12 protein-coding genes are annotated in these 15,314 nt (G+C 57.0%); 6 read left to right on the top strand and 6 right to left on the bottom strand.

What is annotated here, in order from left to right; all coding sequences use genetic code 11:
* Positions 1-68: 68 nt before the first annotated feature.
* Entirely contained in the window at positions 69-968 is a 900-nt protein-coding gene (locus tag DIT72_RS01705) for a mechanosensitive ion channel family protein (RefSeq protein ID WP_135953472.1), read from the bottom strand.
* Between the two features lie 184 nt (positions 969-1,152).
* Between DIT72_RS01705 and DIT72_RS01700 the strand changes: the two genes are divergently transcribed.
* Both DIT72_RS01700 and DIT72_RS01695 read left to right on the top strand, forming a co-directional pair.
* A complete protein-coding gene (locus DIT72_RS01700; protein WP_135953471.1) occupies positions 1,153-1,515 on the top strand; it encodes a DUF488 domain-containing protein in 363 nt (120 codons plus the stop codon).
* 134 nt (positions 1,516-1,649) lie between these two features.
* Positions 1,650-1,853, top strand: coding sequence for a YgaP family membrane protein (locus DIT72_RS01695; RefSeq protein ID WP_135953470.1), 204 nt, complete (start codon positions 1,650-1,652; stop codon positions 1,851-1,853).
* Between the two features lie 67 nt (positions 1,854-1,920).
* Here DIT72_RS01695 and DIT72_RS01690 read toward each other — a convergent pair whose 3' ends face one another.
* The 5 genes from DIT72_RS01690 to DIT72_RS01670 form a co-directional block, all read right to left on the bottom strand.
* Complete coding sequence (locus tag DIT72_RS01690) at positions 1,921-3,090, bottom strand: cytochrome P450 (protein WP_135953469.1); 1,170 nt, start codon at positions 3,088-3,090, stop codon at positions 1,921-1,923.
* Positions 3,091-3,210: 120 nt separating this feature from the next.
* The gene (locus DIT72_RS01685; RefSeq protein ID WP_135953468.1) at positions 3,211-3,924 is read right to left on the bottom strand and encodes a succinate dehydrogenase iron-sulfur subunit; all 714 of its coding nucleotides are present in this window, start codon (positions 3,922-3,924) and stop codon (positions 3,211-3,213) included.
* Between the two features lie 63 nt (positions 3,925-3,987).
* Entirely contained in the window at positions 3,988-4,470 is a 483-nt protein-coding gene (gene ubiT / locus DIT72_RS01680) for a ubiquinone anaerobic biosynthesis accessory factor UbiT (RefSeq protein ID WP_168355000.1), read from the bottom strand.
* A gap of 69 nt (positions 4,471-4,539) precedes the next feature.
* The gene (narL, locus tag DIT72_RS01675) at positions 4,540-5,199 is read right to left on the bottom strand and encodes a two-component system response regulator NarL (protein ID WP_135953467.1); all 660 of its coding nucleotides are present in this window, start codon (positions 5,197-5,199) and stop codon (positions 4,540-4,542) included.
* Between the two features lie 36 nt (positions 5,200-5,235).
* Positions 5,236-7,092 (bottom strand): histidine kinase, encoded by a 1,857-nt coding sequence (locus tag DIT72_RS01670; protein ID WP_135953466.1) that lies wholly within the window; start codon positions 7,090-7,092, stop codon positions 5,236-5,238.
* Positions 7,093-7,823: 731 nt separating this feature from the next.
* On the opposite strand from DIT72_RS01670, the gene DIT72_RS01665 reads away from it, so the two are divergent.
* The 4 genes from DIT72_RS01665 to narJ all read left to right on the top strand — a co-directional run bounded on the left by DIT72_RS01665 (position 7,824) and on the right by narJ (position 15,299).
* Entirely contained in the window at positions 7,824-9,098 is a 1,275-nt protein-coding gene (locus tag DIT72_RS01665; protein WP_135953465.1) for an MFS transporter, read from the top strand.
* Positions 9,099-9,239: 141 nt separating this feature from the next.
* Positions 9,240-12,983, top strand: coding sequence for a nitrate reductase subunit alpha (locus DIT72_RS01660; protein ID WP_135953464.1), 3,744 nt, complete (start codon positions 9,240-9,242; stop codon positions 12,981-12,983).
* Complete coding sequence (gene narH, locus DIT72_RS01655; protein WP_135953463.1) at positions 12,980-14,548, top strand: nitrate reductase subunit beta; 1,569 nt, start codon at positions 12,980-12,982, stop codon at positions 14,546-14,548. Before DIT72_RS01660 ends, narH begins: the two co-directional genes overlap by 4 nt.
* 10 nt (positions 14,549-14,558) lie before the next feature.
* Complete coding sequence (narJ, locus tag DIT72_RS01650; RefSeq protein WP_135953462.1) at positions 14,559-15,299, top strand: nitrate reductase molybdenum cofactor assembly chaperone; 741 nt, start codon at positions 14,559-14,561, stop codon at positions 15,297-15,299.
* Positions 15,300-15,314 lie beyond the last annotated feature (15 nt).

The raw sequence follows: 15,314 nt of genomic DNA, 5'->3' as shown, positions 1-15,314 counted from the left end.
AAGAAAGTAATTAATTACTTCTACTTTGATCGAATAACCGGTATTTTTCAAGCATGTTTTTAGGCGATTTACTTTTCCGAGGTTCTGATGTCGAAGGGTTTGCTGGCATCACCCATGTAAAGCGTTCGATGAGGAAAGGGAATTTCCACACCCTGGTCGTCGAAGGCTTTCTTGATGCGACGAAGGAATTCGCGGCCAAGTTCCCATTGTTTGATGGGTGTGGTTTTCAGGCGGCCTTTGATGATCACTGCCGAATCGCCGAATTTGTCCACCCCGAACAGCTCCGGCAATTCATCCAGCATGAAACGGCCGTAGGCAGGGTCCGCCTTCATTTCCGCGCCAACCTGGTTGATGATAGCCACAACCCTGTCCGTGTCTTCCTTGTAGGCCACGCCGAGCTCAAACACGTAGGCAGACCATTCACGTGTCATGTTCGCCATGGTTGTGACGCTGCCATTGGGGAAAATATGCACGGTCCCGGATAGATCCCGGAGAATGATGGTCCGGAAGTTGATCGCTTCGACCAGGCCTCCGGTGCCGTTAACCATGGCGACATCACCAACGCGGACCTGATTTTCCAGGAGGAAGAAAAAACCTGAAATCAGATCTTTCACAAGGCTCTGTGCCCCGAAGCCTACCGCGAGGCCAATGATGCCGGCGCCCGCCAGGAGCGGCGTAATGTCAATGCCAGCCTGTCTGAAAATCAGCAGGACCACAATTACCCAGAGAACCAGGTAAATGCCCTGGCGTAAAAGCCGGATCAGGGTGTCGATGCGCTTGGCCGACTCGCTCAGCGGCTCGCCTTCTTTGCGGGTGCGAAGTGCCAGTTGACGTTCGAGGCGATGCAGGCCCCGGCGGAGGAGGTGCATTGCAATCCAGGCAGCTACCAGGACAATCAGTATCCGGAGTCCTGCGGCAAGGATGTTGTGCCAACTGATGGCGGACAGGGAATTGACGAGAGCGTCCATTTCATCCTCCTGATGATGACTAGTCCGGATGTATCCCTTGAAAAACTGTTATTCGATCACATCGCTTATGAACAGGCTTGTCAAGAGCTGTAAGTGCTGTCCATAGATGACCTGACGTTTTGCGGGCATGGAATTCAGGGAGTAACCTCGACAATACACTCGCATAACCAGGAGGGAGGGAATTATGGACATCCGCCTTAAACGAGCCTATGAAGTCCCCGCCCGTTCAGACGGCCCGCGGGTACTCGTAGACCGCATCTGGCCCCGGGGGGTGGCCAAAGACGATGCCGATATCGCCCACTGGCTGAAAGGGTTGGCACCGTCCACTGAATTGCGGAAATGGTTCGGCCACGATCCGGATAAATGGTCGGAGTTCCGGGAACGATACCTCAGCGAGCTGGCCTCGGAAGACGCGGTTGAAGATCTTGAGAAGCTCAAAAACCTGGTTGAAGAACACAACCGGATTACGCTGGTGTTCGCGGCAAAAGATACCGAGCATAACAATGCGGTAGCGCTACGGGATTTTATTCTGGATAACCGGCTATGAAACTGACGCAGCCGCTGTCAGGCAGTGTTTGACCGGATCAGTTTCGCGTCCTTGTGTGTAAATCATGATTTAAGTCATTGCGTAGTGAGCCATATTCATTGAGGGTATAACGATATTCCATAAAGGAGGTCACTATGACAGTCAATGAAGGTCTTCGCCTGATAGCCGGTGTGTTCACACTGATTTCCATTCTGCTGGCTCACTATGTAAGTCCGTACTGGCTTTTCTTTACCGGTTTTATTGCCCTTAACCTGATCCAGTCTTCCTTCACCAAATGGTGCCCGGCTATGGTGGTTCTCAAGAAACTGGGTTTCAGGGAAGAAAAACCGGTTAACTGATCCTATGGACGACTGATTATGCCGCCATAGGGGGCCGCTGTATTTAAGGAGCCAGGTGCTGCGCCCCTTATCCTTGACGTTTCCCAATGATCATCGGCAGGTAACTGAAGCCGCCAGTCGGGAAAGCTGCCCGCTCAGGCTGCTCATCGGGTGCAGGTTTCAGGGTGTCGACAGCGGCCAGAAATTCCTCCATCACAATCCTGAGCTCCATCCTGGCAAGCGGGGCACCAGGGCAGACGTGAACGCCAGCACCATACAGCAGATTCTGGTCACGGTTCTTCTTCGGGCAAAACGCATCCGGGTCACCGAAGACCCTCTCGTCACGATTAGCGGATGCCCACAAAATGGTGATTTTCTCGCCTGCCGGAATCTGCCTCCCTCCAATCTCCACATCCCGGGTTGTGATCCGGCGGTTGGACATCAGAGGCGCGTCCATGCGCAGTATTTCGTCGATAGCGTCCGACAATCCAGCGGTACCGTTGGCAAGGCTCTGCCTGATGTCCGGGTGTTCAGACAGGTAATTCAGCAGAATCGATACGCTGGCGCTGATTGTCCCCAGTTCGCCGACAGTCCAGTTCCGCAACAGGCTGGTGAGCTCTGCATCGGTCATCGGGCGGCCATTGACCCTCTCTTCCATCAACGACGTGGTGACGTCCGCGGGGGCATTAACTCCGGCCTGGCGTCGGGTTTCCAGCAAATCATGAATATAGTCATCGAATTCATGGGCAACCTCAGCCATGGCCTGGCGGTCACGGGCGAGGGTGGCCCGATGGTTTTTCAGTACCCACTGTCGCAGTGGTTCGTGAAGGGAGTCCGGCCACCCCATAAACGCGCATTGTATCTGCAGGGCAAAGGCTCTGCTGAATTTTTCAACGACATCAAACGGCTGACCGTCGGGCAGGCTATTGACAAGGTTGCGGGCAATACTGCGGCAGGTTGGCTCAAATTCACTCATTGCCCGTTTTGAAAAATAAGGCTCGATTACCCGTCGATAGGGGGTGTGCTCAGGCGGGTCCATGCCATTGGGGACGGAAACATGGTTTGATGCCGCACTGCTGAAAGTCTGGTGATCTTCCAGCACTCGCATAACGTCGCGATGTCTGAACAACGTCCAGTGCTGGTAGTCGCTCCAGGCGACCGGACACTGGGCGCGCATGGTATCGTACGCCCGTATCTGGTCACCCAGGACCTCATCGCTTCTGGGGTTCCAGTCAGGGCTGCGGGGATCGTCTGCCATTGCTAATCCTCGGGAAGAAAACAGGTTCTGCCAGATTAACAGGGAGCCGCATTGTCTTCTTGAAGATAAATCAATTGCTGCCAGGTTAAACACTACGAATCAGTGAGCTGGCAAGGGCAATCAGATCTGTTCCCGGAGCAGCATGGCCTTGATATGACCGATGGCTTTCATGGGATTGAGGCCCTTGGGACAGTAGGCTGTGCAGTTTCCAATGCCACGGCAGCGAAATACGCTGAACGGGTCCTCCAGCTTTTCCATGCGTTCGCCTGTGGCGGTATCCCGGGAATCCACAAGGAACCGATACGCCTGCAACAGCCCCGATGGCCCGATGTATTTTTCCGGGTTCCACCACCAGGAGGGGCAGGCGGAGGTGCAGCACGCACAGAGAATGCACTCATATAAGCCATCGAGCTTTGCGCGGTCCTCCGGGCTTTGCAGCCTTTCAATCGCCGGGTCTGGCGTGTCGTTGATCAGCCAGGGCATGACGCGTTCGTACTGCTTGAAGAACAGTGACTGGTCAACCACCAGGTCCCGGATCACAGGCATGCCAGGAAGTGGCCGGATTTCCAGAACATCTTTTTTGCCCAGGGCATCCGCTACGTTGGTAATACAGCCCAGGCCATTGCGGCCGTTAATGCTGAGCCCGTCGGAGCCACAGACGCCTTCGCGGCAGGAGCGCCGGAATGTCAGGGTGGTATCACGGGTTTTCAGGTGCTCCAGCACATCCAGCACCATGCGGTTGCGGAATTCTTCACCAACCTCGACATCCTGGCTGTAAGGTGTTTCGTCATGTTCAGGGTGGTAGCGGAACAGGCGAACAGTGAAATTTGCCATGAGGGCACCTTCCGGGCTTTTAAAAGGGTATGAAATGAATCTTAGCAGAGGATTGCTTCAGTGCTAGCGCTTGAATGGTGTGAAACTCCACTCCAGGCTGTCCAGCAGATTTTTCACGCCCAGCCCGAGTTCCGTGTCACCCTCGATAACCAGGCGCCGCTGGAAAAACAGTTGATCCGGATCCTGCCGGCGTTCTGCAAGAGTTTTGAATGCCGACACAGAACCGCGAATAGTGGCTTCCCCCGGGCCCTCGATAACCCGCAGCCGGCCGGCCCAGTATCCGATGGTAATGCCTGGCTGTCCGCCATTAATTTCCAGCCGGATACGGCGGCCCTCAAAGTCGTCAAATTCACCCTCAGCGATTGCATCGGCAAACAGGCGGTTTAGCGGCGCTTCGGCGAACATCTGTTTGCAGGGAACCGGAATCTTTCGGTCAATAACGCCCAGCATTGGCACAGGTGAGGGCAGGTACTCTTTCAGGACCGCCAGCGACTGTTCGAACAGGGCACTGTTGGCAGATAAAAATGCAGGGAATGAAAAAGCCATGAGCTACTCCGGACGGTCAGAAAACCTGCCCAGAGTAATCCAAACCATGCGTCAGTGATTTGATATAACTCAGCCCTTATGCAGGCCTTCCTCTACCGCCCATACCGCGACTTCCACCCGTGAGCGCAGGCTCAGCTTCTTCAGCAGGTGCTTCACGTGGACTTTCACGGTGCCATCGCTGATGTCCAGCTTGCGGCCGATCATCTTGTTGGACAGGCCCTCGGCAATCAGGCGGAGGATGTCTTTCTCCCGCGGGGTGAGGCTGTCAAAGTCCGGGCGCGCAGCCTGCTGGGGTTTCTGGGAGCGCAGTGCCTGGGCCAGCAGGGCAGTCAGGCGGTCGCTGATCACCATTTTGCCTACAGCAGCCTGGTGCAACTGCTGGATCATGTCGTCCGGTTCCATATCCTTGAGCAGGTAACCGTCGGCTCCCGCTCTCAGGGCTGCTACCACGTCGTCTTCATGATCGGACACCGTGAACATGATGATGCGGGAGCTGATGCTTTCTTCCCGAAGTTTTTTCAGGGCCTCAATACCGTTCATTTCCGGCATGTTGAGGTCCATCAGAACCAGGTCGGGCTCAAGTTGCTGTGCCAGACGTATACCGTCAGCCGCGTTGCTGGCCTCGCCAACCACCTGCATGTCGTCTTCCATCTCGATCAGTTGCTTTATGCCCTGACGAAGCAAAGGGTGATCGTCTATCAACAGGATGCTCGCCGGTGAGTCAGCCATGGTTCCTCTCATTTTTTGAAAATAGTGTTGCAACCCTCAGCCGCTGGCGGCTTCGGATGTGATCAGGTGCCTGCTCTTGGGTACAAAACTCAGTGCCACTTCCACACCACCGCTGTCACGGTTGCGGACGTTGACTTTACCACCCAGGGTGCGGGCCCGGTCCTGCATGATGATCAGGCCGTAGTGCTGTGCCGGCTGGTCCCCGGCCGGGAGCCCTTTGCCATTATCGAGTATTCTGACCTGTACCCGCGGAGATTCAAACAGCACCTGCACCAGAATCTCCGATGCCTGAGAGTGTTTCACTGCATTAGCCAGGCCCTCACGGACGATCTGCAGGGTGTGGATTTCTTCATTGGGTGACAGTGTCTGCGGTGGCAGGCGGTATTCCAGCTGTACTTCACTGCCCAGCCGCTCAGAGAACTCTTCCGCAGTTTGCCGCAAGGCCGTGGCCAGGTCGGGGGTATCCAGTTTCAGCCGGAAGGTAGTCAGCAGTTCTCGCAGTTGGCGGTAGGCACTGTTCAGCCCGGTGCTCAGTTCTTCCAGAATGTCATTGTGGATTTTTTCATGTTCCCCTGTGATGTCCAGGCGGCGAAGCCGCGCAACCTGCATTTTCAGATAGGACAGGGATTGGGCCAGGGAATCGTGGAGCTCCCGGGCAATTACCGTGCGCTCCTCGGCCAGGGTGAGTTGCTGCTCTTCGGTAATCTGCCGCTCCAGGAAAATTGCCGTGGCCAGCTGATCGCTCAGGGTTTCCAGCAAACGGCGGGAGGTCTGGGAAAGCCCTTTGCTGGCCGGATACCAGACTTCAAGGGTGCCCAGAAGCTGCCCCGGTATGCGAATGGGTAACAGCAGCCTGCGGCCGTCGTTGTCCTCAGAGGGCAGGTCGTCAAACACTTCCGGTGTTATCAGGCAGGCATTGCAATGATGATCCTTGCAGTAGAAAGGCCGTTCCAGGGTCGAGGTGGTAATGGCTTCTACCGGCTCACTGGTGTTCTTGTCATGAAGAAATAACCGGATGGGGCCAATTCCAAGCAACTGCTCCAGATCATGAAGCATGGGGATAGCCCCGTTGCACAGGTCGTGATTGGCGAACAGGGAGCGGCTGGAAGAGTGGAGCAGTTCCAGGGCAGCGTGGCTCTTCTCCAGTTCACGGGTCTTTGCTAACGCCTCTTCCTGCAGTTCGCGGTAGCTTAATGCCAGTTCACTGGTCATCTGGTCAAAGGCAGTGCCGAGTTGTGACAGCTCATCCGAACCTTTCAGATTGGCCTTGTGCGAAAAATCCTTTTCCTTTACCGCGTCGGCGATGTTCACCAGTTTGCGCAGTGGCCGCAGCACGCGGTTCTTGAGATCCAGAAATAGCCCGAAGATTATCACTATGGAGAACACCAGGCTGATGATCTGTATCAGGTGCAACAGGTCAATGCGGGCCTCGGTCCGGTGCTCCAGCATGCTGACCAGCCCATCCACCTCGGCAACATAACGCTCCGTAGCTGTAATCAGTTCGTCGGTGACGCGGGTGCCATTGGCTGCACTGGCAATCAGTGCCGGCCTGAGCACATCCTGCCACAGTGATTCCATCTCCCGGTGCTGTTCTGCCAGCGGGTGGTCGGCAACATCGGGGATTACACGGCTGAATTCGGGATGGGCCATGCGTGCCTCGTGAGCATCCAGCCGGGTCTTGACCCTGGATGGATCAACAGTAAGATCAGCAGCGAAGCGGGCAAGCAGTTCATAAGCGCCCATGCGCAATGATCCGGCAATATTGATTGCCGTGGCATTACCCTCAATGCTGCGGGACACCGCGAGTGTCGTTGCCATGCTCACCATGGCTGTCAGCACAATGGCCCCGGTAACAATGGCAATCCGTTTAACGAGGGGGCTGTTTCGTCGCATCTGCTATCTTCATATTCGTCCATTCCAAGACATAGTGGGCTTACCTTAACGTCATATCATGCAGGGCCCTGAGCAAGCCTGGCAAGATTTTGTAGTTGGAGCGCTACACCTTTCCATCTGTCGTTTACTCAGTGCCGCTTGCATCAGCTTCTTCCTCCATGATGCCGCAAGAACGCCAATTGCTGACGTTGTCTGTTCGGTATCCAACAGAAGGTTACATTTTTTTTGATATTGATCAACAAGCATCGTGATTTGCGGCAGGCGTCGCTGAAAAAAATGGCCTTGCGATCCGGCACTCAGGCAAGCAGATATTCACGGAGGACTCTTCTGCTGGTGCCATCGATATGGAGCCCGGCCCGTGGGTAAAGCTGGCATCAATATTTGATTTCGCCTTCTCAGAAGGAGATTGGCAGGGCTAACATGACCGGCTTGCCCGGGCGTCGATTCAATTGTGCTCGCAGAACTCTGGCCGCCAAACCACGGTCACGCTGCTGATCGACCAGGGCCTGCCAGTGGTCCGGGTAGGAGGGCGTCTTGCAATGAATCTGTATGGCCCCCTCCTTCATATGGTAACGAGGTAACCCGGACATAATTCCCGCCTGAATTCTAATGGGAGTGTACCTCCTTGAGGATAGTCAATTACCCCCATTGGCAATAGCCCATCATAGTCTTTGACCCTATGCAGGGCAAAGCAGGAAACTGAAAATTGGTATTTTTTTGCGAGTGAGCCAATGCAGTCCAACTCCATTCGTGATCATGAAGATGACAACCTGACCTCGCTGGCGGTGGTTCTTCCGCTGGCGGTTGTCGGCTTTGTTGTAGCTGCCGGCTGCTGGACCATCTTCGCTGTGGCCGGCGCGCACCTGCGGGATGCCCTGGCCCTGGGGGCCCTGGAATTCGGCCTTTTGCTGGCAATGCCCATGGCGGTGGGGGCCCTGCTGGCGGTGCCAGCAGGTATCGCGGCCCAGAAGGTGGGGGCCAGACGGGTGATGATTGCCTGCCTGCTCGGACTTGCCGTCTGCATGGGGTTGCTTTTGCTGGTGGAGTCCTGGGCAGGGTACCTGGTGGTCGCCGCCGGCCTCGGCCTCGCGGGCGGGTTTTACAGTGCCGGTCTCCAGTTTGTGACCTGCCACGCGCCCCCCCGGCATATAGGGCTTGTGCTGGGCATATTTGGTGCTGGCGTGACGGGCGCTGGCTTCAATTATTATCTGGTTCCGCTGATTTTACAGGCATTCTCCTGGAGGGGCGTGCCGCTTGCCTATCTGGTTGCGCTTTTATTGGTGGCCGCTCTCCTGGTGTTACTGACGGACGATTCGGATGCGAATGCCGATCCCGATACTGAAGCGACGACCGGCCAATTACTCCGTCGCTTTGAAAACCTGCGGGTGTGGCGACTGGGCCTGCAGTTTGGTGTAGTGGCGGGGAGTTTTTTTGCTCTGGCGTTATGGTTGCCGGATTTCATGTCGTCCCGTTTCCTGCTGACCGTGGAGACAGGCGCACGGCTGGCGTTGTGGTTTGTGATACCCGGTGCCCTGGCCCAGATCATAGGGGGAGCATTTTCGGACCGCTATGGCGCTGTCAGGGTGGTGGTGCGGTCACTGGCGATCTGTCTTGTCGCCCTGTTTGTGCTGTCTTATCCACCTATGACCCTGTCCGTGCAGGGAGTAGAGACGGTGATTAACGTGGAGTTCGCCCTGCCGCTCTTTGTGGAGAGCATTTTCATCGTACTGCTTGGTCTGGCACTTGGCTGCGCAATGGGTGGCCTTCAGCGCATGGTGGTAGCTGAAAATCGTGAGGCGGCGGCCTTTGCGGCCGGAGTATTGTTGCTTAGTGCGTGTTCGGTTGCCTTCCTTTTGCCGGTGCTTTTCGGCGCCATGATTCATTGGCTCGGGGTGGGGACAGCCATGTTCATGATTATTTTCCTGTTGCTGGCCGGCAACCTGTTGCTGTTCGCCCGGGACTACCGCCACAGGGAGCGTCAGGCGCTGTTACACAGGGGTATATAGTGCTTCTACCACCTGGGGGGTAGATGCGGGTTATGTGGTAGTAACCACGCAGATTTCAGGGCTTTTCTCACACACAATGGTCTCAAATCGGAGCTGAATCGGAACAGTGATCCGGCAGACGGGCAGATGGAGAGAGAGACCATGAGTCATTTGATCGATAAACTGAGCTACTTCAGGAAAAAGCGCGAGTCGTTCGCTAACGGCCACGGCGAAACCCATGATGTCAGCCGCGAGTGGGAGGACACCTACCGCCAGCGCTGGCAGCATGACAAGGTTGTGCGTTCCACCCACGGCGTCAACTGCACCGGCTCCTGCAGCTGGAAGATTTACGTCAAGAACGGTCTGGTTACCTGGGAAACCCAGCAGACCGACTACCCACGTACCCGTCCGGATCTGCCCAACCACGAGCCCCGCGGCTGCCCCCGTGGTGCCAGCTATTCGTGGTACATGTACAGCGCCAATCGCCTGAAGTACCCGCTGATGCGCAAGCATCTGATGCAACTCTGGCGGGCAGCCAGGATCCAGTACAACGATCCTGTCGAAGCCTGGGCATCCATTGTCGAGGATCCCAAGAAGACGGCCGAATACAAGCCCCGTCGCGGCATGGGCGGATTTGTGCGTTCAAGCTGGGATGAAGTCAACGAGCTGATCGGCGCTTCCAACGTCTACACTGCCAAGAAGCACGGTCCGGACCGGATTCTGGGCTTCTCGCCGATTCCGGCCATGTCCATGGTGTCCTACGCAGCCGGCAGCCGTTACCTGTCCCTGATCGGTGGCGTGTGCATGAGTTTCTATGACTGGTACTGCGACCTGCCGCCGGCCTCGCCACAGACCTGGGGCGAGCAGACCGACGTGCCGGAATCCGCCGACTGGTACAACTCCGGCTACATCATTGCCTGGGGCTCCAACGTACCCCAGACCCGCAGCCCGGATGCCCACTTCTTCACGGAAGTCCGTTACAAGGGCACCAAAACGGTTGCCATTACCCCGGACTACGCAGAAGTGTCCAAGCTCTCTGATGAATGGCTGAACCCGAAGCAGGGCACTGATGCCGCCCTGGGCATGGCCATGGGTCACGTGATTCTGAAAGAATTCCACGTCGACAACCCCAGTGAATACTTCACTGACTACGTGCGCCGCTACACTGACATGCCTTACCTGGTGATGCTGGAGAAGCGTGAGGACGGCCGCTACGTGCCGGGCCGCTTCCTGCGCGCCAGTGATCTGGTCGATGGCCTCGGGGAAGAGAACAATCCCGAGTGGAAAACCATTGCTATCGACGAGAAAACCAACCAGTTGACCGCTCCCAACGGCTCCATCGGTTATCGCTGGGGTGAAAAGGGCAACTGGAACCTCAAGCAGACTGCGGGCACCAACGATGTGGAACTGCAGCTGTCGATGGTCGAGAAGCACGATGACGTGGTGGATGTTGCGTTCCCGTACTTCGGCGGTATCGAACATGACCACTTCAAGCACGTGGAGGTTTCCGACACCCTGACCCACAAGCTTGGCAGCCGCAAAGTGCAACTGGCTGACGGCAACGAGGGTCGGGTGGTCACTGTCTATGACCTGATGGTGGCTAACTACGGTATCAGCCGTGGCCTGGGCGACGATGATGGCGCTACGTCCTATGACGAAGTGAAGCCCTACACTCCGGCCTGGCAGGAAAAGATCACCGGTGTTCCCGCCCACAAAGTGATCCGCATTGCCCGCGAGTTTGCGGATAACGCAGACAAGACCAGGGGCCGCTCCATGGTCATCGTCGGTGCCGGCATGAACCACTGGTATCACATGGACATGAACTACCGCGGTCTGATCAATATGCTGATCATGTGCGGCTGTGTCGGCCAGAGCGGTGGTGGCTGGGCCCACTATGTGGGACAGGAAAAACTGCGCCCGCAGACCGGCTGGCAGCCGCTGGCGTTTGGTCTGGACTGGCAGCGCCCGCCGCGCCACATGAACTCCACGTCCTTCTTTTATGCTCACTCCGGCCAGTGGCGCTACGAGAAACTGGGCGTGGACGAGATTCTGTCACCGCTGGCGGACAAGTCCAGATTCGGTGGCAGCCTGATTGACTACAACGTTCGTGCCGAACGCATGGGCTGGTTACCGTCTGCGCCGCAGCTGAACCGTAACCCCCTGGGCATTGCCGCGGAAGCGGAAAAGGCTGGCATGGAAGTGCCCGACTATGTGGCCCAGTCCATGAAGGATGGTTCATTGGCCTTCGCCGCCGAGGACCCGGAAGCGCCCCAGAACCACCCCAGAAATATGTTTATCTGGCGTTCCAATCTGCTTGGTTCTTCCGGTAAAGGCCATGAGTACATGCTCAAGTACCTGCTGGGCACCAAGAGTGGTCTGCAAGGCAAAGATCTGGGCCACGAAGGCGGCGCCAAGCCCGAGGAAGTCAAATGGCATGATGAGGCGCCGGAAGGCAAGCTCGACCTGCTGGTGACCCTCGACTTCCGCATGTCCACCACCTGCATGTATTCGGACATCGTTCTGCCGACCGCAACCTGGTACGAGAAGAACGACCTGAACACGTCAGACATGCATCCGTTCATTCACCCGTTGACCGCCGCCACTGACCCGGCCTGGGAAGCCCGTAGTGACTGGGAAATCTACAAGGGCATTGCCAGGGCATTCTCCAGGGCGACCGAGGGTCACCTGGGCGTCGAGAAAGACGTTGTCACCCTGCCGCTGCTGCACGATGCGCCGGCCGAGCTGGGCCAGCCTTTCGATGTGAAGGACTGGAAGAAAGGCGAATGTGACCTGATCCCGGGCAAGACCGCGCCCAACTTCATTACCGTTGAGCGGGACTACCCGAACACCTACGCACGCTTTACCTCCCTTGGGCCGCTGATGGACAAGCTGGGTAATGGCGGCAAAGGCATCAGCTGGAACACCGAGAAGGAAGTGACGTTCCTTGGCGACCTGAACTACAAGCATATCGACGGTGCCAACGCCGGCCGTCCCAAAATTGAAAGTGCTATTGATGCGGCAGAAGTGATTCTGACCCTGGCACCGGAAACCAATGGTCAGGTAGCGGTAAAGGCCTGGGCTGCGCTGTCAGAAATGACCGGCCTGGATCACACCCATCTGGCGAAGAACAAGGAAGAGGAAAAGATCCGCTTCCGGGATATCGTGGCGCAGCCGCGCAAGATCATCTCCAGTCCTACCTGGTCCGGCCTTGAAGACGAGCATGTGTCCTACAACGCCGGTTATACCAACGTGCACGAGCTGATCCCCTGGCGCACCCTGACCGGTCGTCAGCAGTTCTACCAGGACCATGAGTGGATGCGCGCCTTTGGTGAGAGCCTGCTGGTCTACCGTCCGCCCATCAACACCAAAACGGTCAGCAGCATGCTGAACCAGCGCAGCAATGGTCATCCAGAGAAGGCGCTGAACTGGATAACACCGCACCAGAAGTGGGGTATTCACAGCACCTACAGCGACAACCTGCTGATGCTGACCCTTTCCCGCGGCGGCCCCATTGTGTGGCTGAGTGAGGATGACGCGAAGGAAATGGAGATTGAGGACAACGACTGGATCGAACTGTTCAACGCCAACGGCGCCATAGCGGCCCGGGCGGTGGTCAGCCAGAGGGTCATGCCGGGCATGGTAATGATGTATCACGCCCAGGAGCGGATTGTGAATATCCCCGGCTCCGAGATCACCGGAACCCGTGGCGGTATCCACAACTCGGTCACGCGGGTATGCCCGAAACCGACCCACATGATCGGTGGCTACGCCCAGTATTCCTATGGCTTCAACTACTACGGCACCGTAGGCTCCAACCGCGATGAATTCGTGGTGGTGCGTAAGATGCACAACATCGACTGGCTCGATGGTGAGGGCAATGACACTGTTCAGGAGGTTATGAAATGAAAATCCGTTCCCAAGTCGGCATGGTACTGAACCTGGACAAGTGCATCGGTTGCCATACCTGTTCCGTCACCTGCAAAAACGTATGGACCAGCCGTGAAGGCATGGAGTACGCCTGGTTCAACAACGTCGAGACCAAACCCGGTATCGGTTACCCCAAAGAGTGGGAGAACCAGGACAAGTGGAAGGGTGGCTGGATGCGCGACAGCTCCGGCAAGATCCGCCCCAAGATCGGTGGCCGCTTCCGGATTCTGGCGAACATCTTCGCCAACCCGGACCTGCCGCAAATTGATGACTACTACGAGCCGTTTGATTTCGATTACCAGCATCTGCATACCGCAGGTGACAGCAAGCACCAGCCGGTGGCGAGGCCGCGGTCGCTGATCTCCGGCCAGCGCATGCAGAAAATCGAATGGGGCCCGAACTGGGAAGAAATTCTCGGTACCGAGTTCGCCAAGCGCCGCAAGGACAAGAACTTCGACCAGGTCCAGGCAGACATCTACGGCCAGTTCGAAAATACCTTCATGATGTATCTGCCGCGTCTGTGCGAGCACTGCCTGAACCCCACCTGTGTGGCCAGTTGCCCCAGCGGCGCTATCTACAAGCGGGAAGAGGACGGCATTGTACTGATCGACCAGGACAAGTGCCGTGGCTGGCGGATGTGTGTCTCCGGATGCCCGTACAAGAAGATTTACTTCAACTGGAAAACCGGCAAGTCGGAAAAGTGCATCTTCTGCTATCCGCGGATTGAAGCAGGCCTGCCCACAGTATGCTCCGAGACCTGTGTCGGCCGCATCCGTTACCTGGGCGTGCTGCTTTACGATGCTGACCGCATTGAAGAAGTGGCCAGCACCCCGGGCGAGCATGAGCTGTACGAGAAACAACTGGAAATCTTCCTGGATCCGAACGATCCCAAGGTGATCGAGCAGGCGAAGAAGGACGGCGTTCCCATGAATGTGATTGAGGCGGCCCAGCGCAGCCCGGTCTACAAGATGGCGGTGGACTGGAAACTGGCCCTGCCGCTGCATCCGGAATACCGCACTCTGCCCATGGTCTGGTACGTGCCGCCACTGAGCCCGATCCAGTCTGCGGCGGAAGCCGGCAAGGTCGAGTTCGACGGTGTGCTGCCGAAGATCGAAAGCCTGCGGATCCCGGTCAAGTACCTGGCTAACCTGCTCACTGCCGGTGACGAGAAGCCTATCGTTCTGGCGCTCAAGCGGATCATGGCCATGCGCCTGTACAAGCGGGCAGAAACCGTGGAAGGCAGGGAAGACCTGCGGGCGTTGCAGGAAGCTGGTCTGACCAAAGCACAGGCCGATGAGATGTACCGCTACCTGGCCATAGCTGACTATGAGGATCGCTTCGTAATCCCCACCAGTCACCGCGAACTGGCCAAGGAAGCCTTCCCTGACGCCCACGGCGAGCGCGGTGGTTGCGGCTTCAGCTTCGGCGACGGTTGCAACGGCGACAGCAAGTTCAACATGTTTGGTGGCCGTAAGCAGACCTCAAGCATGGTGCAGAAACTGTCCACCGTGAAACAGGTTGACCCGAAACAGCTGCAGGAATAAGGAGGCCGAGATGCAACTTTTAAAAGTAATAGCGCGGGTGCTTGAGTACCCCAACGAAGAACTCCAGGCCTCCAAGGACGTACTGGTGGCGGCTGTGCTCGAAGACAGCCGGCTGCCACGGCAGAACAAGGAACAGCTGCTGCGGTGCGTCGATCTGGTGTGCGATGGCAACCTTCTGGACATGCAGGAAAACTACGTGGGCACTTTCGACAAGGGCAGGGCGACGTCCCTGCTGCTGTTCGAGCATGTGCACGGTGAATCCCGCGACCGTGGCCAGGCCATGGTGGATCTGATGGAGCAGTACCGTGCCAATGGCCTAGAGATCGATGCCAGGGAGTTGCCGGATTACCTGCCGCTGTTCCTGGAGTATCTCTCCACACGGCCATGGGAAGAGATCAAAAACTGGCTGGAAGATATTCACCATATCCTTGGGCTCCTGGGCGAAAGGCTTTACCAGCGGGAGAGCCTTTACCACGTGCTGATGGATTCGCTGCTGGTGTTGTCTGGCCGTGAGGCCAATCGCCAGGAGCTGGCGCAGATCGTGGCCTCGGAAGAGCGGGACGACACGCCGGAAGCGCTGGATAAGGTCTGGGAAGAGGAAATGGTTAAATTTGTGGACGATCAGGGAAGTTCCTGCAATACCGGTGGCGTTGTAGGCCAGCGCCGCCGCGAACTGGAGCAGACCCAGACCATCCATCTGAGTGATCAGTTGATGACGGATGCAATGCCCCGTCAGGCAGGAGGCGCCTGAGGGCGCGGGAGGAAA

Source organism: Marinobacter orientalis, from assembly GCF_004792665.1.
GTDB classification, from domain to species: Bacteria; Pseudomonadota; Gammaproteobacteria; order Pseudomonadales; family Oleiphilaceae; genus Marinobacter; species Marinobacter orientalis.
The sequence above is the reverse complement of the archived record's forward strand: the minus strand, read 5'-3'. Positions and strand labels throughout refer to the sequence as shown.

Coding starts and splice junctions, on each gene's coding strand:
- DIT72_RS01705 (WP_135953472.1), bottom strand. CDS start 968: ATGGACGCTCTCGTCAATTCCCTGTCCGCCATCAGTTGGCACAACATC.
- DIT72_RS01700 (WP_135953471.1), top strand. CDS start 1,153: ATGGACATCCGCCTTAAACGAGCCTATGAAGTCCCCGCCCGTTCAGAC.
- DIT72_RS01695 (WP_135953470.1), top strand. CDS start 1,650: ATGACAGTCAATGAAGGTCTTCGCCTGATAGCCGGTGTGTTCACACTG.
- DIT72_RS01690 (WP_135953469.1), bottom strand. CDS start 3,090: ATGGCAGACGATCCCCGCAGCCCTGACTGGAACCCCAGAAGCGATGAG.
- DIT72_RS01685 (WP_135953468.1), bottom strand. CDS start 3,924: ATGGCAAATTTCACTGTTCGCCTGTTCCGCTACCACCCTGAACATGAC.
- ubiT (WP_168355000.1), bottom strand. CDS start 4,470: ATGGCTTTTTCATTCCCTGCATTTTTATCTGCCAACAGTGCCCTGTTC.
- narL (WP_135953467.1), bottom strand. CDS start 5,199: ATGGCTGACTCACCGGCGAGCATCCTGTTGATAGACGATCACCCTTTG.
- DIT72_RS01670 (WP_135953466.1), bottom strand. CDS start 7,092: ATGCGACGAAACAGCCCCCTCGTTAAACGGATTGCCATTGTTACCGGG.
- DIT72_RS01665 (WP_135953465.1), top strand. CDS start 7,824: ATGCAGTCCAACTCCATTCGTGATCATGAAGATGACAACCTGACCTCG.
- DIT72_RS01660 (WP_135953464.1), top strand. CDS start 9,240: ATGAGTCATTTGATCGATAAACTGAGCTACTTCAGGAAAAAGCGCGAG.
- narH (WP_135953463.1), top strand. CDS start 12,980: ATGAAAATCCGTTCCCAAGTCGGCATGGTACTGAACCTGGACAAGTGC.
- narJ (WP_135953462.1), top strand. CDS start 14,559: ATGCAACTTTTAAAAGTAATAGCGCGGGTGCTTGAGTACCCCAACGAA.